The organism is Hymenobacter taeanensis, assembly GCF_013137895.1.
In the GTDB taxonomy this organism is placed as follows: Bacteria; Bacteroidota; Bacteroidia; order Cytophagales; family Hymenobacteraceae; genus Hymenobacter; species Hymenobacter taeanensis.
Genome location: NZ_CP053538.1, coordinates 2134429 through 2160508, shown reverse-complemented (window position 1 = coordinate 2160508; position 26080 = coordinate 2134429). Strand labels below are relative to the sequence as shown.

Sequence of the window (26080 nt, the reverse complement as noted above, 5' to 3'; positions counted from 1 at the left end):
CAGGGGCCAGCTTCCAACATCCGGCTTCTGCATGCTGCCTTACTTTTTGGCTTGGTTATACAGTTCACCCGTAGCCTTGTCGCGGTCTACTTTAGCCACCAGCACATCATAAAGGGCAGCGTAGTAGTTGGTCTGGGCTTCGCGGAGGGAAGTTTCGGCCGTAACCACTTCAATGTTAGAGCCTACGCCTTCCTTGAACTTGATGCGCGATACGCGGGCCACTTCATCGGCCAGCTCCAGGTTGGCCTTTTGGTTATCCAGCACATCCAGGGCATTAACAAGGGTAGTGCGGCTCTGCGCTTCTTGTAAGTCGATGCTCTGGCGCAGGGTTTCAAAGCCTTTCTCAATGGTTTGCTGCGCAATGCGCGCCTGCTGCACCTGGTACTTACGACGGAACCCGTCGAATACCGGAATCTGCAGGCTTAGGCCCACGTTGCCGAAACCAAACCAGTTTTGGTTGGGGAAGCCATTAGAAGCGCGCGAGTCGGGGCCCCGGAAGGCAAACAGGTTACCGGCCGTTTTAGCCGACCCCGAGAAACCGTAGGCGGCCGTAGCCACCAGCCGGGGGTAAGCCCCGGCCCGACGGTTAGCCAGGTCTAGGCCAGCTAACGCCTGCTGAGTTTCCAGGGTGCTAAACTCAATGCGGTTATTATAGTTGAAGGCAGCGGCCAGCTGCCCAACCCGGGCCCCGCTAAGCGCGGTTTGCTGGTCTTGGCGCGCCTGCTCGGCTCCGTTGCCCGAAGTGGGAGCGGGGGCAGTAGGCACACCTGCTAGGCCACTTACCCCACCACCCGTTGTGGGGCTGGCCACGCCTAAGCGCTGGCGGAGCGCCCCGGCATCAATCACTGCTGCACTGAGCGAGTCAGTGAGCTGCACGGTTTGCTCCTGTTGCAAGCCCATCTGAAATTTGAGTAGAGCCACGCTCAGCTCCGTGAGGCGCTGGGCTTTCTGCTGCTCTACTACCAGGTTATTGCGCTGCACCTGCAGGCGTTGCACATCCAGCTTCTCAGCAAAACCAGCCTTGAAGGTTTGGTTGGTTTGAAACAGAATGGTGTCGAGGCGCTGCACATTGCGGCTCAGCAGCTGCAGCCGCTCGCGCGCTACCAGCGTGCTGTAGTAGGCTTTGCTTACCTGCTCTACCACATCAATTTCGGCTTGTTGGGTTTGCTTCTGGGCTAGCTGCTCGTACACCTTCGCGGCCTTCAGGCCAATCAGGTAAGAGCCATCAAACAGCAGCTGCGATACCGAGGCACTGGTATTGCCGGCGTACTGCAAGCCAAAGGCAAAGGCCTGTGGGGGCACGGGCTCTGAGGGCAAAGTAACCGTGCCCAGATTTACAGTCTGCCCGTTCTGGGCTGCTGCAATATCCGCTTGCGTAAGGGTAGTAGCTGAGCTTCCACCTCCCAACGAACCAAAGTCAACCAAGCTTTTTTGCAGCTTGAAGTTGTCGGCTAGGTTGGCCGCTACGTTCACCTGTGGCAAACCAGCCGATTTAATTTCCCCAACGCGGGCCTTGGCTGTCTGCTCAGCCAGGCGCGTAGCCAGCAACGACGACTTGTTCTTAATTGCGTACTCAATGGCTTGCTGCAGCGACAAGGGCATATTGTCGACTACAGCCGACTGGTTGCTCAATGCCGGCCGGGCGGCCGTGGGCGTTTGCGCCAGGGTAGCACCGGCGGGGGCCAGCAGGCCCGGCCCGGCGGCCAGTAGCAAAACGCGGAGGTTCTTTTTCATATGGAAACAAACTCTGGTGTCGGGAGCGGTTATTCTTCTTCCGTCACATGACGGTATTCATTAATTAGCTTGTGGCCTTTCAGCGTGACCATTCCCAACAGAAAATGCTCGCTGCAAGCCGTTTGCACGCGCCCGTGCTTGAACTGGGTGGGCGGAAACAGGGTATAATCGAAGAGGATATCTATTTGGGCCAGGCGCAGGCGCGAGAGCACTTCAATGTCCAGGTCGGCGCGGTAGAGCCCTTCGGCTACTCCGCGGCGCAGGTTATCCTGGATTTGGGTCAGGATGTAATTGTTCTTGTGGGCGTGGAACAGGCTCCAGGCCTCGGGGTAGTATTTGCGCAGATCGTGAATGGCATTGGGGTTAACCTCCGCGAACTGGCGTTCGGCCCAGTCCATCATCTGCACCATCTCATCTACCGCGTTCTGGGTTTTGCCAATGATGCCTTCGCACTCCCCTTGTACCCCATTCAGGTGGCTGGCAATAACCGCCGATACAATCTGGTCTTTGTTCTCAAACCACTTGTAGAGGGTTTTCTTGGAGATGCCTAAATGCGTGGCAATGTCATCCATTGACACGCTCTTGATGCCGTTGCGGGTAAAAAGGCCCAGGGCGGCTTGCAGGATTCTATCTTTCACTTCCATGACTTCGAGGCAAAGGTACTATGGAAACTTTAAATGATTCCTAAGTTTCCATTAGTATTTTGCTATCAAATATTGGCTACAGATAGTTCCCCCTTCTTCCTGACGATTAGCCGCACCTAATACTTTAGCCAACGTCAACTTTTTTTGCCTTGCCGGCTGGTATGGGCTGGTCCGCGGCGTTGGCGTACCTTGCTGCTCTGTTCTCCAAACTTTTGCCTCTATGAAAATCCGTACCGGCTTCGGCTACGACGTTCACCAACTCAAGGAAGGTTTGCCGTTCTGGCTCGGCGGCATTCAGGTTCCGCACACCCACGGCGCGCTAGGCCACTCCGATGCCGACGTGCTCATTCACGTTATCTGCGACGCGCTGCTGGGCGCCGCTAACCTGCGCGACATCGGTTTCCACTTCCCCGACACCGACCCGCAATACAAAGGCATTGACAGCAAGCGCCTGCTGGCCGAGGTGGTGCGCCTGCTCACGGAGCGCGGCTACAGCATCTCCAACATCGACTCTACGATTTGCCTGGAGGCACCCAAGGTGAACCCCCACATTCCGCAGATGCAACGCGTGCTGGCTGAGGTAATGGGCATTGCAGAAAACGACATCAGCATTAAGGCCACCACTACCGAGAAGCTTGGCTTTGTGGGGCGCCGCGAGGGCGTAGCAGCCTATGCCTCGGTGCTGATCATGGGGTCTTAGGAACCTGATGGTGTAGGGACTTGGTTAATTTTCTGACGTTTTATTTTCCAGGATAGCAACCAAGCTCTGAGCCCCGCGACCTTAATACACCTATTTCCTAGGCCACTCACTACTCAACCGCCTAAGTTCCCAAGCCCCAATAGCCCAACGTATGTACAAACCCTCCCTCCTAGCTCTGCTGCTCGCGGCTAGCTGCATGACTTCGGCGGTGGCCCAAGAGGCCCCCGAGAAGATTAAAATTAAGACGAAGCGCAAACACAAGACGGAGGCACCAGTAGCCACTCCTGAGCCCACTAAGCAGGCTCCGGTAGATGCCGACTGGGCTCTGAACTACGGCCAAACTATTACCCAGGCCGACCTGCGCCAGCATCTTTCCATTCTCGCCTCGGATGCTTACGAAGGCCGCGAAACTGGCGAAAAGGGCCAGAAGATGGCGGCTGACTACATCAGCCAGCAGTTTAAGGCGCTAGGTCTCACTGGCCCCGTGCAGGGTTCCGACAACCCGTACCTGCAGCATTTCACCATGGAGCGCAGCACCTGGGCGGATGGCGCTACTCTGAAAGTAGGCGGTCAAACCTACAAGTGGCTGACCGATTTCTATGGTGCCGGCAACTCCCCCTTCCAGAACGAAGCTGCCATTCAGCCGGTATTTGCGGGCTACGGCATTGAGCAAGACGGCTACTCCGACTATAGTGGCCTAGGCGATGTGAAGGGCAAGGACCTGATCATTCTGCTGGGTGAGCCTATGAATGACAAAGGCACGGCGGTGCTTGGCAAAGACGGGCAGCCCAGCAAATGGGGCACCGACTACCGGGCCAAAGCTGCACTGGCTTCTCAGAAAGGCGCCCGCTCGGTGTTCTTTGTGGACTTCAACCCCAACAGCAACTTCGAGAAGCTGGCGGCCCGCATGACGCCGTACATCAGCCGGCCCAGTATCACCTTCAAAGATGCACAGCAGGCACCCCGCACTACAGCTTTCTTCGTGTCGCCGGCGGTGGGCTACAAAATGCTGGGCACCACCGCTGCCAGCGTAACTAAGTACACGGCTGCTGCCGGTAAGACCGGCAAGCCCGCGGCCAGCAGCTTCAAGCCGGCTAACGTGCTGCTGAAAGCGCCCAAGAAGCACGAAGACTTCACCACCGAAAATGTGCTGGGTTTCCTGGAAGGCTCTGACCTGAAAAATGAGGTATTGGTGCTCTCAGCGCACTATGACCACATTGGCATTATCAACGGCGAGGTAAACAACGGTGCCGACGACGATGGCTCGGGCACGGTTACGGTGCTGGAAATGGCGCAGGCCTTTACCAAAGCAAAGGCAGAAGGCCATGGCCCACGCCGTAGCATCCTGTTCCTGACGGTAACGGGTGAGGAAAAAGGCCTGCTGGGCTCAGAGTACTACACCGACCACCCCGTTATTCCGCTGGAAAGCACTATTGCTGACCTGAACACCGACATGGTGGGCCGTACCGACAAAGACCACGAAGGCAAAGGGGACTATGTGTACGTGATTGGCTCTGATAAGCTCTCCTCGGAGCTGCACACCATTCTGCAGGGCGCCAACCAGAAGTACACCCAAATGGACCTCGACTTCCGCTACAACGACCCGGAAGACCCGAACCGCTTCTACTACCGCTCCGACCACTACAACTTTGCTAAGCACAAGATTCCGGTGGCTTTCTTCTTCAATGGCGTGCACGATGACTACCACGGCCCCGGAGATGAAGTAGAGAAAATTGAGTTTCCGAAGATGGAGAAGCGCGCCCGCCTGGTGTTCTTTACCGCTTGGGACCTCGCCAACCGCGACAAGCGTATCATCGTTGACTCAAACAAAAAGTAAGTAATCTGTAGAAAGCTGTCATTTGGGGTGCTGCGAGGCTAGTGTTTGCCAGAACGAGGTTGTGCTGCACAACGCGTTGCAACAAAGCTTTATCGCAGGCCCCGAATGGCAGCTTTTTTGTGCCCTTTTCTTTACTGCTACCCTGCGCCGTGAACAGATTTTTACTACTCGTTATAAGTATTATTTACGCTGCACCTGGGGCGTGGGCCCAGGGCGCACCCGCTGCGGCTGCCACTGATCCGGCCGTACGCTTTGCCACCACCATCACTGCCTCCACTCTGCGGCGCCACCTCACGGAACTGGCCTCTGATGCCTACCAGGGCCGCGAAACGGGGCAACCTGGTCAGAAAAAAGCAGCTGAATACATTGCCCAGCAGTTTGCCAGTTTAGGCCTACGCGGCCCAGTAACCGACGCCAGCAACCCCTACCTGCAGTCGTTTGGGCTGGTGAAAACCACTCCGAACGGGTACGCATCCATCAGCATCAATGGGCGCTACTTTGACCTGATGCGCGACTTTATCGGGTTTGGCATTTCTCCTTTCACTACGCCTACCGCCGCCGACCCGGTGTTTTTGGGTTTTGGCATTGAAACGGCCCGTTACAACGACTACGCTTCTCAGCCTGATGTGCGCGGCAAGGATGTGCTGGTATTGCAGGGTGAGCCCACCGATGGCCGTGGTCATTACCTACTTTCAGGCTCTTCGCAGGAAAGCTCCTGGGGCTCTGGCTACCGTAAGGCAGCCCTGGCCCGCGACAAAGGCGCCCGTAGCGTGGTGGTTATCACGTTTGCCGGCACCACCCAATTTGAAGCCATGGGCGCGCCGATAACCGAAGAGCTGGCAGAACCTGCCTTTGCGCTGGCCGCACCAGTGCCGCAGGATGAGCGCACGCTGGCGGAAACACCCCCGGAAGGAATCAGCCTGTACATTACGTCTTTTGATTTAGGCCTCGCGATGTTGGGCGCCAAGGTTGAGGCTCTGCAGAACTACGTGCTCAGCAGCTACAGCACGGGCAAGCCGCCTAAGCCGCTGCAACCGGTGCCATTTACGTTTTCTATTCCGCAAAAGCAGGAGGCAATAACCTCGGAGAATGTACTGGGCTTGCTGGAGGGTACCACCAAAAAAGACGAGCTCGTGGTGATTTCCGCTCACTATGACCACCTGGGTACTCAGCACGACACCATTTATAACGGCGCCGACGATGATGGCTCAGGCACCAGTGCCGTGCTGGCCCTGGCGCAGGCGTTTGCCCAGGCCAAAGCTGCGGGGCAAGGCCCTCAACGTAGCCTTCTGTTTCTGCTGAACACGGGCGAAGAAAAGGGCCTCCTCGGCTCGGAGTACTACACCAGCCACCCCGTAGTACCGCTGCAAAGCACCATTGCCGACCTGAACATTGATATGGTGGGCCGCACCGACCCGCGCCATAACAGCAAGAGTGAGTATGTGTACGTCATCGGCTCCGATCGGCTCAGCCCGGAGCTGCATGCCCTGAATGAGGCCGCCAACAAGCGCTACACGCACCTAAAGCTCGACTACAAATACAACGAGCCCAACGACCCTGAGCAACTCTATACCCGCTCCGACCATTACAACTTCGCCAAGCACCGCATCCCCGTCATCTTTTATACCAGTGGCCTACACCAGGACTACCACAAAGCCACCGACGATGTGGAGCAAATTGAATTTGATAAGCTGGAACAGCGGGCCCGCCTGGTTTTTTACACCGCCTGGGACCTGGCCAACCGCCCCCGGCGGCCAGCCGTGATGGTGAAGTAAAGCTGTGGTAGCCGAGGTTACTACCAGCCACAAAAATGGCCGCTTATTCCTTGCTGTAGAGGGATGAGCGGTCTTGTTTGTGGCTGGCAGGAAACAGCTCGTCCTGCTTGATCTGGCGTCCGCGCAGCCGAAGCAGGACATTTTTTTAAATTTTAGGCGGCCTTGTGTACTACCCAACTACGCCCTGGGCCATTGTTGCCCCTATAAGTGGCCTAGAAACTATTTGCCAACGGCAGGTTTTATCTTTGTTGACCTGCCAGCGCTACACTTTCCTTGCCATGAACCCGACCTCACCCTCGCCGACTAAGTCAAAGCAGTTTCTGGCCGATGCCGATGCCAAGGCATTTGACCTGGAGCACCGGCGCAAAATCAGGTTCAATATTGGCAAGTACAATGCGGCGGTGCAGACTGGCCTGGGCTTCTACGAGAACCACGAGTTGGCGCGGGCGCGGGCTTCTTACCTGAAAGCACAGGTTATCAATAACCTTGATCAGTACCTGCTGCAGTGGGAGGAAAACTTCACGGCCCGGGGTGGCAAGGTCATCTGGGCGCAGAACGCAGAGGAGGCCCTGTTTGAAATCGGGAAGATTATGACCCGGCGCCAGGCCCGAACTGTAGTGAAGGCCAAAAGCATGACCACTGAGGAAATCCACCTCAACAAGTACCTGGAGAAGAACGGGATTGAGTCGGTGGAGACGGATTTGGGTGAGTTTATTGTGCAGCTGAACGGGGAGCGGCCCTACCACATCGTGACGCCAGCCATGCACCTGAGCAAGCTCGATATTGCCGATATCTTCGTGAAGCACCTCGGCATTGAGTACACCGACGATGCCCAGAAGCTGGTACTCACGGCCCGCCACCTGTTGCGCGATAAGTACACGGCAGCAGAAGTAGGCATCACGGGTGGCAACTTTCTGATTGCTGATTCCGGCGCTATTGCCGTGACAGAAAATGAAGGCAATGCCCGTTTATCGGCGGCTTTCCCCAAAACCCACATTGCTATTGTGGGCATCGAGAAGATGATTCCGCGGTTGCAAGACCTCGATCTGTTCTGGCCTCTGCTCAGCACCAGCGGTACCGGCCAGCAGGTAACGGTATACAACACCATCTATACTGGCCCGCGCCAACCCCTGGAAAAAGACGGCCCGGAGGAGATGTTTGTGGTGCTGCTGGATAATGGCCGCACCAACCTACTGGCCCAACCCGATAAGCGCGAGGCCCTGCACTGCATCCGGTGTGGCGCCTGCCTGAATGTGTGCCCGGTGTACAAGAACATTGGGGGCCACACGTACGAGGCTACGTACTCGGGGCCCATTGGCTCAGTGATAACGCCTCACCTGAGCGGCATGGCCGAAAACAAGCACTTGAGCTTTGCCAGCAGCCTGTGCGGGGCCTGCTCATCGGTGTGCCCCGTGAAGATTAATATTCATAACCTGTTGCTCAAAAACCGGCAGCAAAGTGTGCAGGAAGGCCACTCCGACAAGGAAGAGCAGCGCGCTATTACCCTGTGGCTGCACGGCATGAAACGGCGCTGGGTGTGGGATTTAGCTCCTGCGTCGGCGAAGAACTGGGTGTTGAGCCGCTTGCTGGGCCAAACCGGCTGGAGCAAGCGCCGGGAAGCCGTGCAGATTGCCCCCAAGTCGTTTAAGCAGCTCTGGAAAGCGCGGAAGTAAGCATTACTCTACTTCTGGCCCAACCCCCAGTTCCTTAACCAAGTACAAGGCAAGCGCGGCAGTTCAGCCGCCGGTTGCTACGTATACATGCTTGAAACTGGGATCAATGCACTAGCCTTCACGGTTGGCTCCTTTATGGTGGGCATCACCGTTTTGTCGGCTATTCGGTCTTTCGTGTTGCCCCGCAACGAGTCGGTGCTGCTCAACAACTGGGTGTTTCAAGGCATCCGGAAGATATTTGAGCTTCTGGCCTCCTTGGGCAAAACCTATGAGCAGCGCGATAAGGTAATGGCGCTGTATGCTCCCGTAGGCCTAGTGGCACTGCCCATTGCCTGGCTAGGAGTGGTAAGCTGCGGATACATGATTATTTACTGGGCCTTAGGCGAAGGCGACCTGGAGCGTTGCTACCGCATCAGCAACAGTTCATTGCTCACCCTAGGCTCAGAAGAACCCAGCAAATACGGCATGGCCAACGTGATGTCGTACTCAGAGGCTACGCTGGGCTTGCTGCTGCTCACGCTGCTGATTTCCTACCTACCCACCATTTACCAGGCTTTTTCGCGACGGGAGCAGACGGTGGCGCGGCTAGAGCTGCGGGCTGGGCCCAGAGCCTCAGCCGTTGAGCTACTGATTTGGCTGCACGAGGCCGAACTGCTCCATCATGGCCCCCAGTGGCAGAACTGGGAGCAGTGGTTCATTGAGATTGAAGAAACCCATACCTCCCTGCCCATTCTGTCGTTTTTCCGCTCCCCACAGCCGGGGCGCTCCTGGATTACGGCGGCTGACCTTATCCTGGATGCTGCCTCTTTAATGATCAGCACCGTAGATGTCCCCCGCGACGCGCATCTGGTAATGTGCCTGAAGGCAGGCAGCGTAGCCATCAACCGCGTATCGCGTTTTTTTGAGATGTCGGCCAAAACTCAGGCCTCTGATGCCATTGGTGAGTACCAGCCGGATATTAACCCGCACCATTCCGCTTTCCGGGATGCCCGCCAGCAGCTGGCAAAGGCCGGAATCCCAATTCAAGCAGATGAGGAGGCCGCCTGGAAGAAATACCAGGAGCTTCGGGCTCACTACAGCCCCGCCGTACTATATCTGGCCAAGCTCACTATGGCGCCGGAAATTAAGCCCATCTAACCTCGGTGTTGGGTTGGCAGTGGCCTAGCAGGCTTGTGGGCACCTTAACTCAGTAGCAAGGCAGCTACTGGTCGTCCTCATCAGGCAGTATCTGCACATCCTGCACCAGCACCATCTTCTCGATTTCGCGGCCGCGGGTAGTGTTAGCCAGGCCCCCCAGAGCGGTTTCCTTGTAACGGGTTTCCATGCTCTGACCTACCTCGCCGAGGGCAGCTACGCACTGATCAACAGGAATCACCGGATCGACGCCGGCAATGGCAATTTGGGCGGAGCTGAAGGCAATAGCTGCTGCTGAGGCATTACGTACCACGCAAGGCACCTCCACCAGCCCCGCCACGGGGTCGCAGATGAGGCCCAGCATACACTGGATGGTGATGGCCACGGCAGCAAATACTTCCTCAACGGAGCCCCCCAGGCAATACACAATAGCGCCCGAGCCCATAGCAGCCGCCGAGCCGGTTTCGGCCTGGCAACCACCTACGGCGCCGGCCAACGAGGCATTCTGCTCAATAATGAGAGCAATACCGGCGGCTACCAGCAGGCCTTCCAGAATCTTGCGGTCGTCGAGCTTATGCAGATCCTGGAGCGTGACCAGCACCCCGGGCAAAATACCGGAGGCGCCCGCCGTGGGGGCGGCCACTACACGGCCCATGCAGGAGTTTACTTCTTTGGCGCCCAAAGCGCGGGTAACCAGCTGCTTGAACTCCGGCGAAAGCACGGTTACGGGGGAGGCGGCAATCTTTTTGGCCCCATTGTTCACCATACCCGAGCGCGAGGTCATGTCCTGGGTCAGGCCAGTGTGCACGGCGTCGCGCATTACATCATATGCCCGCTGCAGGCCATTCCATATTTGCTCCTCGGTGCGGCCCTTTTGTTCAATCTCGTAAGCCAATACGGGCTGATAAAGGGGCTCCTGAGTGGCGGCGCAATGGGTCTGCCAGCTAGCGAAATTATTGAAGAGCAATGACATGGGTGGGGTGGGCGAATGGTGGGAGAAACGGGTGGTATTGCCAGTAACAAGTGTTAGCAAAAGGGGGTGCGAAAATCGTCATTTTTTCCGGTGCGGCACCCTATTTACGCTGGCTCATGCTAAAAGAAGAACAGCCTCCTTACCAGTGGCAAGGAGGCTGTTATTTACTACCCTAACTAGGTAAGCGCTAGGCCACTTTTTCGGGCTCACTCACTAGCTTCACCGAAGCCGAGTTAATGCACAGGCGTAGGCCACTTGGTGGTGGCCCGTCAGGGAAAACGTGGCCCTGGTGGGCGTCGCAGGTGTTGCAGAGCACTTCTACGCGGGTCATGCCATAGCTAGTATCTTTCTTGTATTTGAGGGCGTTGTCTTTCACTGGCTGCGTGAAGCTAGGCCACCCCGTACCCGACTCGAACTTGGTGCGCGAGTCGTAGAGCGGTGTTCCGCAACACACGCAGGCGTACAGGCCGGCTTCGTGGGCTTCGCAGTACTCCCCGCTAAAGGCCCGCTCGGTGCCGTGCTCCCGCGTAACGTGGTATTGCTGAGGCGTGAGCTGAGCGCGCCATTCGGCATCCGTTTTTTCTACCCGCTTATCGGGGGCCGGGCTGCCGTGGTTGGCCAGCCGGATAACATCATTCCAGGTTTGCATGGGTTGTGAAGCTTAGTTCAGAAGAATCAGATGGTAGTGCAAACGCGCTGAGCTGTCGGGAAGTTTTCACCCGTTGAGTTTAGTGCAGCTGCTCTGCACCTATCATTCCGCCAGTGGGTCTCGTATGCAGCAAGTGCTCTGCTCTCTTCTCCCGCTCGCTTTCCTATGAAAATCCTGTCCGCCGATCAGACCCGCCAAGCCGACCAAGCTACCATTCAAGCCGAAGGCATCCGCTCCGAGGAGCTGATGGAGCGCGCCGCCACTGCCCTCAGCAGCTGGCTTATGGAACGCGTAGAGCCCGATGAGCCCGGCGAAATTCATATCTTCTGTGGCCCCGGCAACAATGGCGGCGACGGGCTGGTAGTGGCCCGCCAGCTGCATGAAGCGGGCTATGCCGTGCGCGTGTGGCTGCTGCCGGCCCCCAAACACTCCCCCGATTTTACCCTCAACCGCCAACGCCTGCCTGAAGAGCTACCCTGCGCTGAACTGAACCCGCAGAAGCTGCCGCGCCTGCTCCCGCACACTATCGTGCTCGATGCCCTGTTCGGGACTGGCCTACGCCGCCCGCTAACAGATGTGGCGGCCAGCGTGGTACAGCACCTCAACAAGGCCCAGGCACGCGTTATAGCCGTAGATGTACCATCAGGGCTATATACCGACGCTCCTCAACCCGCCGACAGCGTAGTGGTACAGGCACGCTACACTATCAGCTTTGAGCTGCCGAAGCTGGCTTTTCTGCTTCCCCAAAACGCGCCCTTCGTAGGCCAGTGGCATGTGCTGCCCATTGGGTTGAACGAGGAGTTTATCCACACTAGCTTGGTGGATACTTACTATGTCGATGCCGTGTTGCTGGCCGGTCGTTTGCCCCAGCGCCCCCAGTTCAGCCACAAGGGCACATTTGGCCACGCGCTGCTTTTGGCAGGCAGCCGCGGAAAATTAGGAGCCGCCGTGTTGGCCTCCCGCGCCTGCCTGCATGGGGGCGTGGGGCTGCTCACCGTGCGGGTACCAGCCGCAGGCTACGACATCTTGCAGATTTCGGCTCCTGAAGCCATGGCCCTCACCGATCCGGCTACCGACTTCGTGACTGAGCTGCCCGACCTGAAGCCATACGCAGCCATCGGGATTGGGCCGGGGATAGGCCAGGAGGCTGCCACCCGAGATGTGCTGGAGCAGCTGCTCCGCGAAGCCGACGTGCCGCTGGTACTTGATGCCGACGCCCTCAACCTGCTCGGAGCCAACCGGGAACTGCTGGACCTGCTGCCGCCCGATACACTGCTAACGCCCCACCCCAAGGAGTTTGAGCGCCTCACCGAGCCGGCCCGCGACGACTACCACCGCCTGGAGCTGCTCCGCAACTTTGCCCGCCAGCGCCGCTGCTACTGCGTGCTTAAGGGGGCCTATACCGCTCTAGCCACACCCGACGGTACTCTCTACTTCAACAGCACTGGAAACCCCGGTATGGCCACCGGCGGCAGTGGCGATGTGCTAACGGGCCTGCTGCTGGCCCTACGCACCGACCAGCGCCTCTCCCCGCTCGATGCGGCCTTACTAGGCCTCTACGCCCACGGCCGTGCCGGCGACCTAGCCGCCGAAGAAACCGGCCAGGCGGGCCTCGTAGCCGGTGATATTGTGCGCTACATTGGGCCGGCGCTACAGAAGCTTACCACGCTACCGGCGCGGCTTTGAGAAGGAGTAAGGCGCAGCTTCCTGAGTGGTGCCCCGGCCAGTGTTGGGCGTGGGGGCCATGTCAAAATTGAGCGTGGCGCCCTGCATGAGGGTCTGGTAGCTCAGCCAGTTCTCGTTGTAGGCCTGTCCGTTGAGGGTGAGGTTCTGGATATACCGGTTCTCGGCGCTATTGCTGGGTGCGTTGAGCACTACCTGCTTGCCGTTTTCTAAATTCAGCGTGATTTTTTTGAAGAGGGGCGCGCCCAGTACGTACTGGTCGGTGCCGGGGCAAACCGGGTAGAAGCCCAGGGCCGAGAAAACATACCACGCCGATGTTTGGCCGTTGTCTTCGTCGCCGCAGTAGCCGTCGGGGGTGGGCTGGTAGAGGCGGTTGAGCACTTCGCGGGCCCAGTACTGCGTTTTCCAGGGCTGGCCGGCGTAGTTATAAAGGTACACCATGTGCTGAATGGGCTGGTTGCCATGGGCGTAGTTGCCCATGTTGGCAATCTGCATCTCCCTGATTTCGTGAATCACGCCCCCGTAGTAGGAATCATCAAACACCGGCGCCAGCGTAAATACGGTATCCAGGGTAGCCACGAAGGGCTTGCGGCCGCCCATTAGGTCCATCAAACCCTGCACATCATGAAACACCGACCAGGTGTAGTGCCAGCTGTTGCCCTCCGTGAAGGCATCGCCCCACTTAAAGGGGTTGAAAGGTGTTTGGAACTTGCCGTTCTGATTTTTGCCCCGCATCAGGCCGGTTTGCTTGTCGAAGAGATTACGGTAGTTCTGGCTGCGCTTGGCATACACGTTGATTTCCTTCTGAGGGCGGCCCAGTGCCTTGCCTAGTTGGTAAATCGTGAAGTCGTCGTAGGCGTATTCCAGCGTGCGAGCCGCGTTTTCGTTGATTTTCACATCGTAGGGCACGTAGCCGAGCTTGTTGTAGTAGGCCACTCCGGCCCGGCCCACGGCCTCCATGGGGCCGGCGTTGTTGGCCCCGTGCAGCAGCGCCTCGTAGAGCTTGTTGATGTCGTAGCCGCGCACGCCTTTCAGGTAGGCATCGGCCACCACCGAGGCCGAGTTGTTCCCGATCATGATGTTGCGGTAGCCGGGGCTGCCCCACTCCGGCAACCAGCCGCCTTCCTCATACGCATGCACCAGCCCCTCCTGAATTTGGGCGTTTACGCTCGGGTACATCAGGTTCAGGAAGGGAAAAAGCGCCCGGAACGTGTCCCAGAAGCCGGTATCGGTGTAGAGGTAACCGGGCAGCACCTGCCCGTTGTAGGGGCTGTAGTGCACGGGCTTGCCGGCCGCATCCAGCTCATAAAATTTGCGCGGAAACAGTAGGGAGCGGTACAGGCACGAGTAGAAGGTGCGCAGTTGATCATCGGAACCCCCTTCTACCTGAATGCGGCCAAGCTGCTCATTCCAGACTTGCCGGGCCTTTTGCTTTACAGCCTCAAAATCATCCTGCCCAATTTCCCGCAAGTTGATTTCGGCCTGCTCAGGGCTGATGAAGGAGGAGGCCACTCGCACGTTTACCTGCTCGCCCTTACGCGTCCGAAAACCCACTACCGCACCGGTATGGTTAGCCTGGGCCTCTAGAGCAGTAGCATCGAGCTTTTTATCCTGGTAGATGGTAGTGCTGGTGAAAGGATGATCAAACTCCAGCACGAAGTAGTTCTTAAAGTTTTGCGGTACGCCCTTGCTGTTGCGGGTGGTGTAGCCAATGATTTTGTTCTGCTGGGGCAGCAGCTTCACGTACGAGCCCTTATCCAGTGCATCGAGCACCACGTAGGCGCTATCGGTCTTGGGGAAGGTGAAACGGAAACGAGCCGCACGCTCCGTGGGCGTTATTTCCGTTGTTACGTCGTGGTCGGCCAGGTACACGCTGTAGTAATAGGGCGTGGCGGTTTCGGCCTTATGTGAGAACCAGCTGGCGCGGGCATCTTCCTCAAAGCGCAGCTTGCCGGTAATGGGCATAAGAGCGAATTGCCCGTAGTCATTCATCCAGGGTGAGGGCTGATGGGTTTGCTTGAACCCTCTGATCTTATCGGCGCTGTACTGGTAAGCCCAGCCGCTGCCCATTTTGCCGGTTTGCGGCATCCAGAAGTTCATGCCCCAGGGCAAGGCAATGGCTGGGTACGTGTTGCCATTGGAAAGCTCCGGTTTAGAGTCGGTACCCATCAGGGGGTTTACCCAGTGCACCAAGTCAGTTGACTGGCCTAGTACAGGCTGGGCAGCAACAAGAATTCCGAGAAAAATGAGGAACGAGAGTAATCTGGGCATAGCGGCAGCGGATGTGACTCGGCTGCAAACTACACCTTCCTACCTTAATGCAAAAACGTATTAGCTGCCCATACTACCAAGAACTGTACTATCATTACTCCATCGGCCAGTAACGCAAAAAAATAATCCGACCGCGACTCATCAGCCCACCAAATTACCCCGGCCGCTAGCAGCAATGGGAGCAGATACACTACCTGGTTGTGTACAGGCATGCCAATAGGTACTAGCAGGGCGGCAGCTACCAGCGCCGCTAAGGCTACTAGCTTAGTAGCGCGCACCCCAAATACTCCCGGAAACGTGTGGGTACCAATTAGGCGGTCTTTGCTGTAGTCGCGAATATCAAACACGAAAGCCAGCGCCAGGATGAACAGAAAGCGGCGCGCAAACAATATCAGCACCACTGGTTCTGGCAAAGAGAAATGCAGATAGAGTGCCGGAATCCAGACCGTAACGGCGGCCCACACATACGCTATCAGAAACACCTTCAGCAGCGGAAAATCGCGTAGCGCCCACCACCGATCTTTTACTTTCACTACGGGCAGGGAGTAGAGCAGGGAGATAACGGCCAGGTGCCCGATAAAGCCCACCAGCTGCTGCCAGCCATCCCACAAAAACAAGCCACCGGCTACCGCCAGCGCTACCATGGCCAGGGCGAACAGGCTTTGGCGGTGGGCCCGCATCCAGCTTTTGCGGCCCGACAGGGCCACCGGCTGCTTATGCTTATAAGGCAGCACGCTATCGAGATTATACAGGAACAGCGTGGCGGTAAAAATCATGGTACCCAGCCGCCATGGAATATGCACCTGCCAGAACAGAAACGTGGCCCAGGTGAGGCTTAGCGCCGCCAGCGCCAGCCAGGTGCTACTGTACAGCACGGCATCCAGCGCGCTCCGTACCCAAGAATGGCTGAGCTGAGGAATTGGTACAGGAGCCGATGAGCGCGCGGAGGACATGAGACTAGTACGTGGCAAACACCTATGCCCGATGTGCCAGCACGAAGATAGAAGGCCGCAGGGCTATTTGCCGGTTTCGCCATGCGAGGCACCCACTGGTTTTGAATCCGATAACCCGTGCTGGCACAGAAAGGTATAGAAGCCTACAATGGAGAAAACTCTATTCTGCCAGCTCTAAAAAGTAACTTTCAGAAAACGCTCCGACCACAGATACCAACCCAACAGTAATGGCCGCAAGCATAGTAATTCTAACTCAAGGTGGCAGCCCCACCATGCAGGAGCACTTGTCTAAGCTCCTTACTAGGCAGCAGCGCTACACCACTAGCAGTGGGCTATTCTTACTCAACTGATAATATACAAGCGAAGACCAGAGTCCTTTGGTGGAGTGGCTTAAGGACGGCTCAGCAGTAGCAGCCGCCACACTGACCCATACCTGTACCTGTTCCACCCAAAAAGCAGCCTCTCAAGCCCATTATAGGTCAAGAGAGGCTGCCTCTTAAATTCGCTGCGACTGGGCCGCTAGGCCACTTAGCTGATTACTTCCTTAAGGCTGGCAGCATCCTGCTCATTACCATTGGGAAACGTTTCATTGTAGAGCTTGATGCTCTCCTCAATGATGCGGTAGGCGTCTTCGCGGCCCATGAAGCGCTCTACGCTCACATGTTTGTGCTCCAGCGCTTTGTAATCTTCAAAGAAACGCTGCATCTCCAACAAAGTGTGTGGGGGCAGATCAGAGATATCATTATAGTGGTTAACCGACACGTCGTTGGCGGCTACAGCAATGATTTTGTCGTCCTCTTCGTCCTGGTCAATCATCTGCATCACACCAATCACCTTAGCTTCTACCAGGCACATGGGTACAATGTCAACTGAGCACAGCACCAGAATATCCAGTGGGTCTTTGTCGTCGCAATAGGTCTTAGGAATAAAGCCGTACGCGGCGGGATAGTGCACTGCCGAAAACAGCACGCGGTCCAGCTTCAGGAGGCCACTGTCTTTGTCCAGCTCATATTTGCCCTTAGAGCCTTTAGGAATTTCAATAATGCCGTTGACAACAGCAGGAGCGTTTTCGCCACGCTCAACGTCGTGCCAGGGGTTAAAATGAGCCATGTGAGAGGAAAGTAGGCGCGCGGCCGTGTGCCGCGCAGTAAGTAGTGGTAGTTAAAGAAGTGTGTATACGCAGCTGGTGCGTTTGATGGTGCAAATCGGCAAGAGGCCTACGTTGTTCTGCTTTTTACGTTGCCAGGGCTACCTCTGCGACAATACCTCCTGCAGAGGCTGCCCCGTGCAGCCATCGGGCTCCTGAATGTGCAGCCAGCGAGCCAATGTGGCCGCAATATCGGTGATTTTAGCCGGAGCTGATGACTCGCCGTGCTTTACATGCCAGCCCCAGAATACCATGGGAATGTGCGTGTCATAGTTGCCCGAGGAGCCGTGCGTGGTGCCTTTGTTGATGGGGTATTGGTATGACTCTAGCCAGCCGGGCGCCAGCACCACCATCACGTCGCCGGAGCGCTTGGGGAAGTAGCCATTTTCCAGATACATCAGCATCCCGCTCTCCCAGTGCGATTTCTGCAGGTCTTCGGCCGTAATAGCCCGGGTTACGCCGGCAAAGCCAGTCATTAGTTTGGCTACTTCCCGCTGCATCTGGTAGAGGTCAAGCTTTTTCTCCTCAATCAGGGGTCGGTTCAAATACACCTGCTGGTTCTCATAGCTGAGTACCCACTTGCCGGCGCCGTGCAGCTGCACCAGCTTCCGCTGCAGTGAGTCGCGCATGATACCAGGGCCCACGGAGCCTGCCGGAATCCGCTTGTCGCGCAGGAAATCAGGGGAATGGGCCGCGCCGTGGTCGGCACTCAGGAACACCAGCACCTGTTTGCGGCCTACTGTCTTATCCAGGTACTGAAACAGGCGCTCCAGGTCCCGATCAAGGCGCAGGTAGGTATCTTCGGTTTCAATGGCATTGGGGCCGAACTGGTGGCCTACGTAGTCGGTGCTGGAAAAGCTCAGGGCCAGGAAATCAGTCTGACCGCGCTGGCCTAGCTGTTCTGCCCGCAAGGCTTCCAGCGCAAACTCCAGCGTAAGCGTGTTCCCAAAGGGGGTTGAGCGAATCAGATCGAGGTTGCGCGGTGTAGTGGCGGGTGCCTTCTCCCCTTCTGCCTGCATGTTCTGCTTTACAGCCGTAATGGGCGTGGCACTCAGGGTTGGCAAATCATGCGGAAATACCGGCTTGGCTTCGCCCCTGAATGCGCCTTCCCATGCTACATCATCGGGTGAGCTTTCGGTGTACTGGCCTATGGGCAGCAGCGTTTCCCAGGGCTTGCTCAGGTACTGCGCCGCCAGCTGTTTCTGGTTGAACTGCTGCACCCACTCGGGCAGCGTGGCCTGGTAGAAGGTACTGGAGATGAAAGCACCGTTTGAGCCATCGTACCAGTAGGCGGCATTGGCCGCGTGGCCGGCGGGCAGAATGGAGCCACGGTCCTTTATGCACACGCCTATTACCTTGCTCTGGAAATTGGTGGCCAAGCGCAGCTCATCGGTAATAGTGCTGGTGAGCATGTGGCGCGGCGACTGTTGCCCAGCCGCGGCCGTCCCTCCCACCGACTGCACGGTGTTGTCTTCAGTAACGTAGGTACCCTTGCCTTCTTCGCGCACGAGCCAGTTGTTACCTACAATGCCATGCACCGAGGGTGTTGTACCCGTGTAAATGCTGGCGTGCCCGGGCCCGGTATAGGTGGGCACGTAGTTATAATGGGCATTTTCATAGCTAAAGCCCTCACCAAGCAGGCGACGGAAGCCTCCATTGCCATACTTACTCCAGTAACGGTAGAGATAATCGTAGCGCATTTGGTCTACTACAATCCCTACTACCAATTTGGGGCGGTCGAGTGCTTTTGAGGCTTTCTGGGCGAAAGCGGGCAGAGCCAACGTGGCTGCCAGCAACAGGCTCAGGCGTTTTTTCAAAGGAAGGAAGAGTTAATCTCCGGAAGCAAACTGCCGGGTTAGAACAAGTGGCCGCAAAGATAGGCCCCATCAGCCGGACTAACCTCGTCTACAGCCGTATTCAACCCTGCCACGTACAGTAGCCATGTTGCTAGGCCACTTCTGGCTTCCCAAACTTTATACTTCGCCTCTACCCTGCTATGGCAGAATCTACTCCCTACGCCCTCATTTTCGACATGGACGGCGTCCTGATAAATAACACGTCCGTACAGGCCCGCGCCTTTCAACTCTTGTTCCGTGACCTAGGCCTCACTACCAATGCGCTGCAACTGCTGAAGCGTCTCAACGGCATGCCCGCCACCAAAATTCTGGAAACAGTATTTACCAATCCCGTTCCAAAGAAACAATTGGAAACCTACGCCAACCAGCGTGAATTTCTGTACCGCACTCTCTACTGGGAGAAGCGCCGGGCAATGCCCGGTCTCACGCAGTTCCTGCACGATGCCCGAGCCGCTGGCTTCAAAACAGGCCTAGGCACCGGTTCCGGCAACGACACCATCGGCTACATTATCGACCACCTTGACCTGCGCCGTTACTTTGATGTAGTGATAACCAAGGATGACGTAGACCACGGCAAACCGCACGCTGATACTTACACTGTCACGGCTCGTGAGCTAGGCATTCCGGCCGAGCGCTGCATCGTCTTTGAAGATGCTCTAATGGGTGAGCAAGCGGCCTACAAAGCCGGTATGCGCTGCATTGCTCTCAGCACCTCCATCAAGCCTGCCAAATTCCAGGCGCCTCTGAAGGTTATCAAAGACTTCACGCAAATTACTCCAGCGCAGGTCCTAAACCTGCTAGAGCAAAACCTACCCATTCCGAAACCCAGCAAACAACTAGCGAAGCGCGAGTACATGAAGATGTAACTCTAGCTAAAGCTGCTTCACAACCAGTGTACTCCGGACTCTCATCTCCTTTTTCATTCCGCGCATCAAGCGGCGTAGGGGGCCGGGGGTGAGGCGCCCACAAAATGACCTAGGCCATCTATCAGAAAACAGAAAGGCCCGATTCCAGACGGAATCGGGCCTTTCTGTTTTCAGGATATTCTTAGCGGCTGGCAGCCAGTGCTTCTGCGCCACCCACAATTTCGAGGATCTCGGTGGTGATGGCAGCCTGACGGGTACGGTTGTACGTCAGCTTGAGTTGCTTCAGCAGCTCACCAGCGTTTTCCGTGGCTTTCTCCATGGCCGTCATGCGGGCGCCGTGCTCCGAAGCGTTGCTTTCCAGCACAGCCTTGTACAGCTGCACCTTAATCGACTGCGGAATCAGGGTTTGCACGATTTCCTCTTTCGAGGGCTCGAAGATGTAGTCCACGTTTGAAGCAGCCGGTGCGTTGACGGGCAGCTCATTGGGCACCAGCGGCAGCAGCTGCTCGGCGCGTACGATCTGCGTAGCCACGTTCCGGAACTCATTGTAGACCATTACCACTTCATCGTACTGGCCTGTGCGGAAGCCTTCCATGGCCTGCTCGGCAGCTTCACGCACCGTATCAAACGACAGCTTGCCGAATACGTGCGTGTAGTTGCCTAGCAGCGGCAAACGCTTACCATAGTACTCATGTGCCTTGCGGCCAATAGCCAGCACCGTAACGTTTCCAGCCGCAGCCTGCGTAGCATAACGCTCCTGAATGGTAGCATTAACGCCTTTGAAGATGTTGCTGTTGAACGCACCGGCTAGGCCACGGTCTGAGGTAATGGCAATGATTAGAACGCGGTTTACGTCGCGGGCTACGCCGTATTCACTTACCACGTCATCGCCAGCCAGAGCCGTCAGGTTGCCCAGAATATTGTTGAGCCGTTGCGCGTAGGGGCGCAGGCGCAGGATGTTATCCTGAGCCCGACGCAGCTTGGCCGCGGCCACCATTTTCATGGCTTTCGTGATTTGCTGCGTGCTTTGCACCGACGTGATGCGGCTCCGGACTTCTTTTAAGCTTGCCATTTATCAAGTGTTGATTGTCAGTTGCTGATTGTTGATTGCTGGACGAGCTCTTCGAAAAGCTAAACATCCAACAATCAACAACCAACAATCAACCAGTTACTTAGAAGCGTATACTGCCGACAGGTCTTTGGCAACCTGACGGATGGCACCGGTAACGGTGTCGTCCAGCTTGCCAGCCTTCAGTGCCTGCAGCACCTCCGGGTGACGAGTATTCATTACCTGCACGAACTCCTTCTCGAACTCACGCACCTTATTTACAGGAACCTGGTCGAGCAGACCGTTGGTAGCAGCGTAGATTACGGCTACCTGATCCTCTACCTTCTGGGGCGAGAACTGGGGCTGCTTCAGGATTTCGAGGTTACGACGGCCGCGCTCAATGGTGAGCTTGGTCGAAGCGTCAAGGTCAGAGCCGAACTTGGCGAAGGCTTCCAGCTCACGGAACTGTGCCTGGTCAAGCTTCAGCGTACCCGATACCTTCTTCATTGACTTGATTTGCGCGTTACCACCTACGCGCGATACCGAGATACCTACGTTGATGGCGGGGCGGATACCCGAGTTGAAGAGGTTGGTCTCGAGGAAGATCTGGCCGTCCGTAATCGAAATTACGTTCGTAGGGATGTATGCCGAAACGTCACCCGCCTGGGTCTCGATGAGCGGCAGAGCCGTCAGCGAGCCACCACCTTTCACCAAGTGCTTGATGCTCTCGGGCAGGTCGTTCATGTCGCGAGCGATGGTGTCGGAAGCATTGATCTTCGCGGCACGCTCCAACAGGCGGCTGTGCAGGTAGAATACGTCGCCGGGGTACGCCTCACGTCCGGGAGGACGACGCAGCAACAGTGACACCTCACGGTAGGCCACTGCCTGCTTCGACAAGTCATCGTACACTACGAGGGCCGGACGACCGGTATCGCGGAAGAACTCACCAATGGCGGCACCCGTGAAGGGAGCAAAGAACTGCATCGGCGCAGGGTCAGAAGCCGAAGCCGACACTACTACTGTGTAGTCCATAGCACCGCCTTTAGTCAGGGCGTTTACTACCTGAGCAACGGTAGAAGCTTTCTGACCTACAGCTACGTAGATGCAGAAAACCGGCTCACCGCGGTCGAAGAACTCGCGCTGGTTCAGGATGGTGTCGATAGCTACCGTTGACTTACCCGTCTGACGGTCGCCGATGATCAGTTCGCGCTGGCCACGACCGATTGGAATCATGGCGTCGATAGCCTTGATACCCGTCTGCATGGGCTCGTTTACGGGCTGGCGGTAGATTACACCTGGGGCTTTACGCTCCAAGGGCATATCGTACAGCTCACCCTGGATTGGGCCACGACCATCGATGGGCTGGCCAAGTGTGTTTACCACGCGGCCCACAATGCCTTCACCAACTTTAATGGAAGCAATTTTATTGGTACGGCGTACCGTTGCGCCTTCCCGGATTTCAGAGTAGTCGCCGAGCATTACGGCACCTACGTTATCTTCTTCCAGGTTAAGCACGAGGGCCTGCAGACCATTTTCAAATTCGAGCAATTCCCCCGACTGGGCTTTGCCCAGACCGTAGATGCGGGCTACACCGTCACCTACCTGCAGAACCGTACCAACCTCTTCGAGTTCGGCTTCGGTTTTGAAGTTAGACAGCTGCTCCCGCAGAATGGCGGATACTTCATCCGGACGTACTTCTGCCATGACGCTTATAGTTGAGATTGGTAGGGGTTCTTCGAGAATTCGGTGCGCAGCTTGCGCAACCGGTAACTAACCGAGTCATCAATGAGCCGGTCGCCCACGCGCAGCACGAAGCCGCCGATAAGCGCTGGATCAATCTTCTCAGTTAGCGTGACTTGCTGTAGGCCAGTCTGCTGGCGAACCAGGTCAGACACCTGCAAGCGGGTAGTAGCGTTGAGCGGCGTAGCGGTAGTAACCTCGGCCAACTGCACGCCACGCAGCAGATTATATTGGGTCAGAAACTCAGCGCCGATATATTCCAGGGCGCTTTCGCGGTTTTTCTGCGTAATAATGGTGAAGAACTTCTCCGTGAGGTCCGACACCTTACCGCCGAACACGGCGCGCAGAATAGCCAGTTTCTTGTCGTGCTTGACGATGGGGTTACGCAACAGCAAGCGAAGGTCACGGTTCTCGCTCAACACCTGGTTGAACAGATCCATGTCCTGCTTTACTTGCTCCAGCGTACCCTGCTCCTCGGCCAAATCAAGCAACGATTTGGCATAGCGGGAGGCAACTCGTAGTTCAGACATTCTTGTAGGAGTTAGGAGCTAGGAGTTAGGAGCCAGAAGAAAAACCGCGTTGGGCTTACCTCTACTAGCTTCTAGCTCCCGACTTCTTAGTTCAGTTTTACTTCCTGCAGATACGAGTCCACGAGCTGCTGCTGAGCTGGCTGGTCGGCCAGTTCGCGGCGCAGGATGCGCTCAGCAATATCAATGGAGAGCTTGGCGGCGGTGCCTTTCACCTCAGCCAGCGCTGCGTTTTTCTCGTTCTGAATGGCTTCACGAGCTTGCTCAATCATGCGGGCACCTTCTTCGGTAGCCTTGGTTTTGGCTTGCTCGATGAGCTGAGTGGAAACGGCGGTGGCTTCTTTCAGAATCCGGTCGCGCTCCAAGCGAGCTTCGGCTAACAACTTCTCGTTGCCAGCTTTCAGTTCCTGCATTTCCAGCTTGGCTTGGTCAGCCATGCGCAGGGCGCCTTCGATGGAGCTTTCACGCTCTTTCAAAGAAGCTAAGATGGGTTTCCAGGCAAACGAGCGCAGCAAGAGCAGCACGATGCCGAAAATCACCACCTGCCAGAAAATCAGGCCTAATTCGGGATTTACTATAGGAGGCATGAGATAGATGTGAGTAGTGAGAACTATTACTCAAAGTGGTGGCTGAATACTATGGCCTAGGCCTATACTACTCAGTACCAGAAAGCCAAGGCAGCCCGCTGCGCCGTGCGCTGAAGCGACGCGCAGCGGGCTGCTCCTGTACTATCTCAATGCTTACAGATTGAACGAAATCAGCAAGCAAACTACTACTGCGAACAGAGCCAGACCTTCGATCAGAGCCGCTACGATTAGCATGGCAGTTTGGATTTTGCCTGAAGCTTCTGGCTGACGGCCAATGGCTTCCATAGCCTGACCACCGATACGACCGATGCCCAGACCGGCACCCAAAGCAACCAGACCAGCACCAATAGCAGCACCGAATACGGCCAGACCAGCGGAATTAGTAATGGCCTGCAACAACAGAGAAAGAAGCATAAAACAAAGGTTTGGGGAAGTGAAAAACGAAAAAATCAGGAGGGAAAAACTACTTAGTGAGCAGCGTGGGCATTATCAGCGCCTTCGCCACCACCCATCTGGTAATCAGCATCGTGGTGCTCTTCTACTGCGCCGCCGATGTACATGGCAGTCAGCAGCGTGAAGATGTAGGCCTGCAGGATGGCTACCAGCAGCTCCAGCATGTTGATGAACAGGCCGAAGGCAATAGATACTGGGCTAACTGCTACGCTCTTAAAGATGAAGATGAGCGAGATAAAGCTCAGGATTACAATGTGACCCGCCGTAATGTTGGCGAACAGACGAACCATCAGGGAGAATGGCTTTACAAAGATGCCGATGATCTCCACGGGAACCATGATCGGCAACAGGGCCTTCGGTACGCCAGGCGTGGCGAAGATGTGATGCCAGTAGTTTTTGTTGGAGCTAAACAGCGTTACCAGCAGCGTGATAACGGCCATTGTGAGCGTCACGGCAATGTTGCCAGTGAGGTTGGCAGCACCGGGCAGCAGGCCCATCAGGTTATTAAACCAGATGAAGAAGAACACCGTCAGCAGGTATGGCATGTAGCGCTCATACTTCGGGCCGATAGACTTTTTGGCTACCTCATCGCGGATGAACACGATAACAGGCTCAAAGAACGATTGGATACCGCGCGGAGCACCGGTACCACGCTTAGCATAACCACGGGCCACCGATGTGAATACCAACAGCAGAATGGCTGCGCTCAGCATCAGCGAGGCTACATTCTTAGTAATAGAGAAGTCGTACACCTTGCCGCCATCTTCGGCTTCCAGTTTTTCATGCTCCAGCTTTAGGCCATCGTATACCTTGCCTTCGGCTAGGTTGCGCGACGAGAATACGGACAGGCCTTTGCCAGGACGGAAGGCAATAACAGGCAGGTAAGTAGTGAAATGGTTGTTGTCGTTCGAGAACCAGTGCCACTCGTGCGAGTCACCAATGTGGTGCAGAATCATGTCGCCGGGACGGAACTCCTCCGTCTTGGCACCCTCCGCAGCAGCGGAGCCATGCTCTTGAGCAAAAACGGGAAGCGAAAGAATGCAAAAGAGAGCTATCAGTAAACGCTTCATTCAGTGGGATTTAGGGTTATCTTCACAAAAAACTCATTTTGTGGTTTCACCCGGTTTTGAAAACGGGCGCAAGTTACTCAGAACGCTCCAGACTTCAAACCCGGCAAAGAGAAAATACAAGACGAAGAAGCTCCCTAAGAATGCCCAACGGGCGTCGCCCTCCTTTCCACCTCCTTTAAAAAGGTACACTAATACCAATACCAGCGATAAAAGTAGTCGCACGACCATCGTGCCGAAGTAGGCTACTAAGAAATTATCGGGGTTAGCCTGCACGAGCTTTGCCGTCACTCGGTACGTTAAGAGGGTGAGTATAGCAAAGAAGGCAAACGTGTAGGGCGTAAACGGATGGATGATACGCGGGCCAAACTGGCTGTGCAGAGCATACAGCACGAAACCTATCAGCAGACAAAAAATCAGGTAAGAGCGGAAGAATGCTTTCACGGGCGAGGCTATTGATCTTTCGTGACTGAGCGTATCACATTATACAAGGCGGCAAACAGGCCTAACAGCATCAAGCCTACCGTAAACCAGGGTGTCTTGGTTTGGAAGTGCCCATCAAGCCAGTAGCCTGCCCAGGTGCTCAGGCCAATAGTGGCCAGCATTTGAATACCAATGCCAGAATACCGGGCAAAACTGCGAAGCCGGTCAGAAGAGGAATCTGCCTCAGTGGTTTTGCGGGAATTGGGAGGAGGTGTTGGCATGGTGGGGAGCTACCAAATGGGATGCAAAAGTACGAGGATGCGCGTAGGTAGTTGCCCAT

The 26080-nt window shown here is 56.2% G+C and carries 22 protein-coding genes and 1 pseudogene; 7 read left to right on the top strand and 16 right to left on the bottom strand.

Features of this window, described 5'->3' with window-relative positions; all coding sequences use genetic code 11:
* Window positions 1-39: 39 nt before the first annotated feature.
* Both HMJ29_RS09180 and HMJ29_RS09175 read right to left on the bottom strand, forming a co-directional pair.
* Window positions 40-1734, bottom strand: coding sequence for a TolC family protein (locus HMJ29_RS09180; protein ID WP_171591196.1), 1695 nt, complete (start codon window positions 1732-1734; stop codon window positions 40-42).
* Window positions 1735-1763: 29 nt separating this feature from the next.
* Window positions 1764-2378, bottom strand: coding sequence for a TetR/AcrR family transcriptional regulator (locus HMJ29_RS09175; RefSeq protein ID WP_171591195.1), 615 nt, complete (start codon window positions 2376-2378; stop codon window positions 1764-1766).
* Between the two features lie 220 nt (window positions 2379-2598).
* On the opposite strand from HMJ29_RS09175, the gene ispF reads away from it, so the two are divergent.
* The 5 genes from ispF to HMJ29_RS09150 all read left to right on the top strand — a co-directional run bounded on the left by ispF (window position 2599) and on the right by HMJ29_RS09150 (window position 9500).
* Entirely contained in the window at window positions 2599-3078 is a 480-nt protein-coding gene (ispF, locus tag HMJ29_RS09170) for a 2-C-methyl-D-erythritol 2,4-cyclodiphosphate synthase (RefSeq protein WP_171591194.1), read from the top strand.
* A 151-nt stretch (window positions 3079-3229) separates the two neighbouring features.
* Window positions 3230-4915, top strand: coding sequence for a M28 family peptidase (locus tag HMJ29_RS09165; RefSeq protein ID WP_171591193.1), 1686 nt, complete (start codon window positions 3230-3232; stop codon window positions 4913-4915).
* A 149-nt stretch (window positions 4916-5064) separates the two neighbouring features.
* Window positions 5065-6690 (top strand): M28 family peptidase, encoded by a 1626-nt coding sequence (locus HMJ29_RS09160; protein WP_244678897.1) that lies wholly within the window; start codon window positions 5065-5067, stop codon window positions 6688-6690.
* A 278-nt stretch (window positions 6691-6968) separates the two neighbouring features.
* The gene (locus HMJ29_RS09155) at window positions 6969-8363 is read left to right on the top strand and encodes a LutB/LldF family L-lactate oxidation iron-sulfur protein (RefSeq protein ID WP_171591192.1); all 1395 of its coding nucleotides are present in this window, start codon (window positions 6969-6971) and stop codon (window positions 8361-8363) included.
* Window positions 8364-8450: 87 nt separating this feature from the next.
* Entirely contained in the window at window positions 8451-9500 is a 1050-nt protein-coding gene (locus HMJ29_RS09150) for a hypothetical protein (RefSeq protein WP_171591191.1), read from the top strand.
* A 64-nt stretch (window positions 9501-9564) separates the two neighbouring features.
* Here the strand turns inward: HMJ29_RS09150 and sdaAA are convergent, their stop codons facing one another.
* Both sdaAA and msrB read right to left on the bottom strand, forming a co-directional pair.
* A complete protein-coding gene (gene sdaAA, locus HMJ29_RS09145; protein ID WP_171591190.1) occupies window positions 9565-10470 on the bottom strand; it encodes an L-serine ammonia-lyase, iron-sulfur-dependent, subunit alpha in 906 nt (301 codons plus the stop codon).
* 187 nt (window positions 10471-10657) lie between these two features.
* A complete protein-coding gene (msrB, locus tag HMJ29_RS09140; protein WP_171591189.1) occupies window positions 10658-11119 on the bottom strand; it encodes a peptide-methionine (R)-S-oxide reductase MsrB in 462 nt (153 codons plus the stop codon).
* 165 nt (window positions 11120-11284) lie between these two features.
* On the opposite strand from msrB, the gene HMJ29_RS09135 reads away from it, so the two are divergent.
* Entirely contained in the window at window positions 11285-12805 is a 1521-nt protein-coding gene (locus tag HMJ29_RS09135; protein ID WP_171591188.1) for an NAD(P)H-hydrate dehydratase, read from the top strand.
* Here HMJ29_RS09135 and HMJ29_RS09130 read toward each other — a convergent pair.
* The 4 genes from HMJ29_RS09130 to pafA form a co-directional block, all read right to left on the bottom strand.
* Window positions 12788-15073, bottom strand: coding sequence for a GH92 family glycosyl hydrolase (locus HMJ29_RS09130; RefSeq protein ID WP_171591187.1), 2286 nt, complete (start codon window positions 15071-15073; stop codon window positions 12788-12790). The genes HMJ29_RS09135 and HMJ29_RS09130 overlap by 18 nt on opposite strands.
* A 44-nt stretch (window positions 15074-15117) precedes the next feature.
* Window positions 15118-16026, bottom strand: coding sequence for a UbiA family prenyltransferase (locus HMJ29_RS09125; RefSeq protein WP_171591186.1), 909 nt, complete (start codon window positions 16024-16026; stop codon window positions 15118-15120).
* Between the two features lie 528 nt (window positions 16027-16554).
* Window positions 16555-17136 carry an inorganic diphosphatase gene (locus tag HMJ29_RS09120; protein WP_171591185.1) on the bottom strand — a complete coding sequence of 194 codons (582 nt, stop codon included), beginning with the start codon at window positions 17134-17136 and terminating at the stop codon, window positions 16555-16557.
* Between the two features lie 138 nt (window positions 17137-17274).
* On the bottom strand, window positions 17275-18990 hold the full coding sequence (pafA, locus tag HMJ29_RS09115) for an alkaline phosphatase PafA (protein WP_171591184.1): 1716 nt from the start codon (window positions 18988-18990) through the stop codon (window positions 17275-17277).
* A gap of 179 nt (window positions 18991-19169) precedes the next feature.
* Between pafA and HMJ29_RS09110 the strand changes: the two genes are divergently transcribed.
* Entirely contained in the window at window positions 19170-19895 is a 726-nt protein-coding gene (locus HMJ29_RS09110; protein ID WP_171591183.1) for an HAD family hydrolase, read from the top strand.
* Between the two features lie 181 nt (window positions 19896-20076).
* On the opposite strand, the gene atpG is transcribed toward HMJ29_RS09110, so the two are convergent.
* From atpG to HMJ29_RS09070, 8 genes and pseudogenes are all read right to left on the bottom strand, one after another.
* Window positions 20077-20967, bottom strand: coding sequence for an ATP synthase F1 subunit gamma (gene atpG / locus HMJ29_RS09105; RefSeq protein WP_171591182.1), 891 nt, complete (start codon window positions 20965-20967; stop codon window positions 20077-20079).
* Between the two features lie 96 nt (window positions 20968-21063).
* Entirely contained in the window at window positions 21064-22647 is a 1584-nt protein-coding gene (gene atpA, locus HMJ29_RS09100; RefSeq protein WP_171591181.1) for a F0F1 ATP synthase subunit alpha, read from the bottom strand.
* Window positions 22648-22652: 5 nt separating this feature from the next.
* Window positions 22653-23213: an ATP synthase F1 subunit delta gene (gene atpH, locus HMJ29_RS09095; protein WP_171591180.1), complete on the bottom strand. Its 561-nt coding sequence runs from the start codon at window positions 23211-23213 to the stop codon at window positions 22653-22655.
* A gap of 149 nt (window positions 23214-23362) precedes the next feature.
* Window positions 23363-23797 (bottom strand): annotated as a pseudogene (atpF, locus tag HMJ29_RS09090) (F0F1 ATP synthase subunit B); the annotation flags it as partial.
* Between the two features lie 153 nt (window positions 23798-23950).
* Window positions 23951-24211 (bottom strand): ATP synthase F0 subunit C, encoded by a 261-nt coding sequence (atpE, locus tag HMJ29_RS09085; RefSeq protein ID WP_019946527.1) that lies wholly within the window; start codon window positions 24209-24211, stop codon window positions 23951-23953.
* Window positions 24212-24264: 53 nt separating this feature from the next.
* Window positions 24265-25320, bottom strand: a complete 1056-nt coding sequence (gene atpB, locus HMJ29_RS09080) for a F0F1 ATP synthase subunit A (protein WP_171591178.1) — start codon at window positions 25318-25320, stop codon at window positions 24265-24267.
* A 33-nt stretch (window positions 25321-25353) separates the two neighbouring features.
* Window positions 25354-25761 carry a hypothetical protein gene (locus tag HMJ29_RS09075; RefSeq protein ID WP_171591177.1) on the bottom strand — a complete coding sequence of 136 codons (408 nt, stop codon included), beginning with the start codon at window positions 25759-25761 and terminating at the stop codon, window positions 25354-25356.
* Between the two features lie 8 nt (window positions 25762-25769).
* Window positions 25770-26021: an AtpZ/AtpI family protein gene (locus tag HMJ29_RS09070; RefSeq protein WP_171591176.1), complete on the bottom strand. Its 252-nt coding sequence runs from the start codon at window positions 26019-26021 to the stop codon at window positions 25770-25772.
* Between the last annotated feature and the right edge of the window lie 59 nt (window positions 26022-26080).

Bases quoted from the DNA above. Each gene is read 5' to 3' on its own strand.
- HMJ29_RS09180 (WP_171591196.1), bottom strand. From the start codon at position 1,734: ATGAAAAAGAACCTCCGCGTTTTGCTACTGGCCGCCGGGCCGGGCCTG.
- HMJ29_RS09175 (WP_171591195.1), bottom strand. From the start codon at position 2,378: ATGGAAGTGAAAGATAGAATCCTGCAAGCCGCCCTGGGCCTTTTTACC.
- ispF (WP_171591194.1), top strand. From the start codon at position 2,599: ATGAAAATCCGTACCGGCTTCGGCTACGACGTTCACCAACTCAAGGAA.
- HMJ29_RS09165 (WP_171591193.1), top strand. From the start codon at position 3,230: ATGTACAAACCCTCCCTCCTAGCTCTGCTGCTCGCGGCTAGCTGCATG.
- HMJ29_RS09155 (WP_171591192.1), top strand. From the start codon at position 6,969: ATGAACCCGACCTCACCCTCGCCGACTAAGTCAAAGCAGTTTCTGGCC.
- HMJ29_RS09150 (WP_171591191.1), top strand. From the start codon at position 8,451: ATGCTTGAAACTGGGATCAATGCACTAGCCTTCACGGTTGGCTCCTTT.
- sdaAA (WP_171591190.1), bottom strand. From the start codon at position 10,470: ATGTCATTGCTCTTCAATAATTTCGCTAGCTGGCAGACCCATTGCGCC.
- msrB (WP_171591189.1), bottom strand. From the start codon at position 11,119: ATGCAAACCTGGAATGATGTTATCCGGCTGGCCAACCACGGCAGCCCG.
- HMJ29_RS09135 (WP_171591188.1), top strand. From the start codon at position 11,285: ATGAAAATCCTGTCCGCCGATCAGACCCGCCAAGCCGACCAAGCTACC.
- HMJ29_RS09130 (WP_171591187.1), bottom strand. From the start codon at position 15,073: ATGCCCAGATTACTCTCGTTCCTCATTTTTCTCGGAATTCTTGTTGCT.
- HMJ29_RS09125 (WP_171591186.1), bottom strand. From the start codon at position 16,026: ATGTCCTCCGCGCGCTCATCGGCTCCTGTACCAATTCCTCAGCTCAGC.
- HMJ29_RS09120 (WP_171591185.1), bottom strand. From the start codon at position 17,136: ATGGCTCATTTTAACCCCTGGCACGACGTTGAGCGTGGCGAAAACGCT.
- HMJ29_RS09110 (WP_171591183.1), top strand. From the start codon at position 19,170: ATGGCAGAATCTACTCCCTACGCCCTCATTTTCGACATGGACGGCGTC.
- atpG (WP_171591182.1), bottom strand. From the start codon at position 20,967: ATGGCAAGCTTAAAAGAAGTCCGGAGCCGCATCACGTCGGTGCAAAGC.
- atpA (WP_171591181.1), bottom strand. From the start codon at position 22,647: ATGGCAGAAGTACGTCCGGATGAAGTATCCGCCATTCTGCGGGAGCAG.
- atpH (WP_171591180.1), bottom strand. From the start codon at position 23,213: ATGTCTGAACTACGAGTTGCCTCCCGCTATGCCAAATCGTTGCTTGAT.
- atpE (WP_019946527.1), bottom strand. From the start codon at position 24,211: ATGCTTCTTTCTCTGTTGTTGCAGGCCATTACTAATTCCGCTGGTCTG.
- atpB (WP_171591178.1), bottom strand. From the start codon at position 25,320: ATGAAGCGTTTACTGATAGCTCTCTTTTGCATTCTTTCGCTTCCCGTT.
- HMJ29_RS09070 (WP_171591176.1), bottom strand. From the start codon at position 26,021: ATGCCAACACCTCCTCCCAATTCCCGCAAAACCACTGAGGCAGATTCC.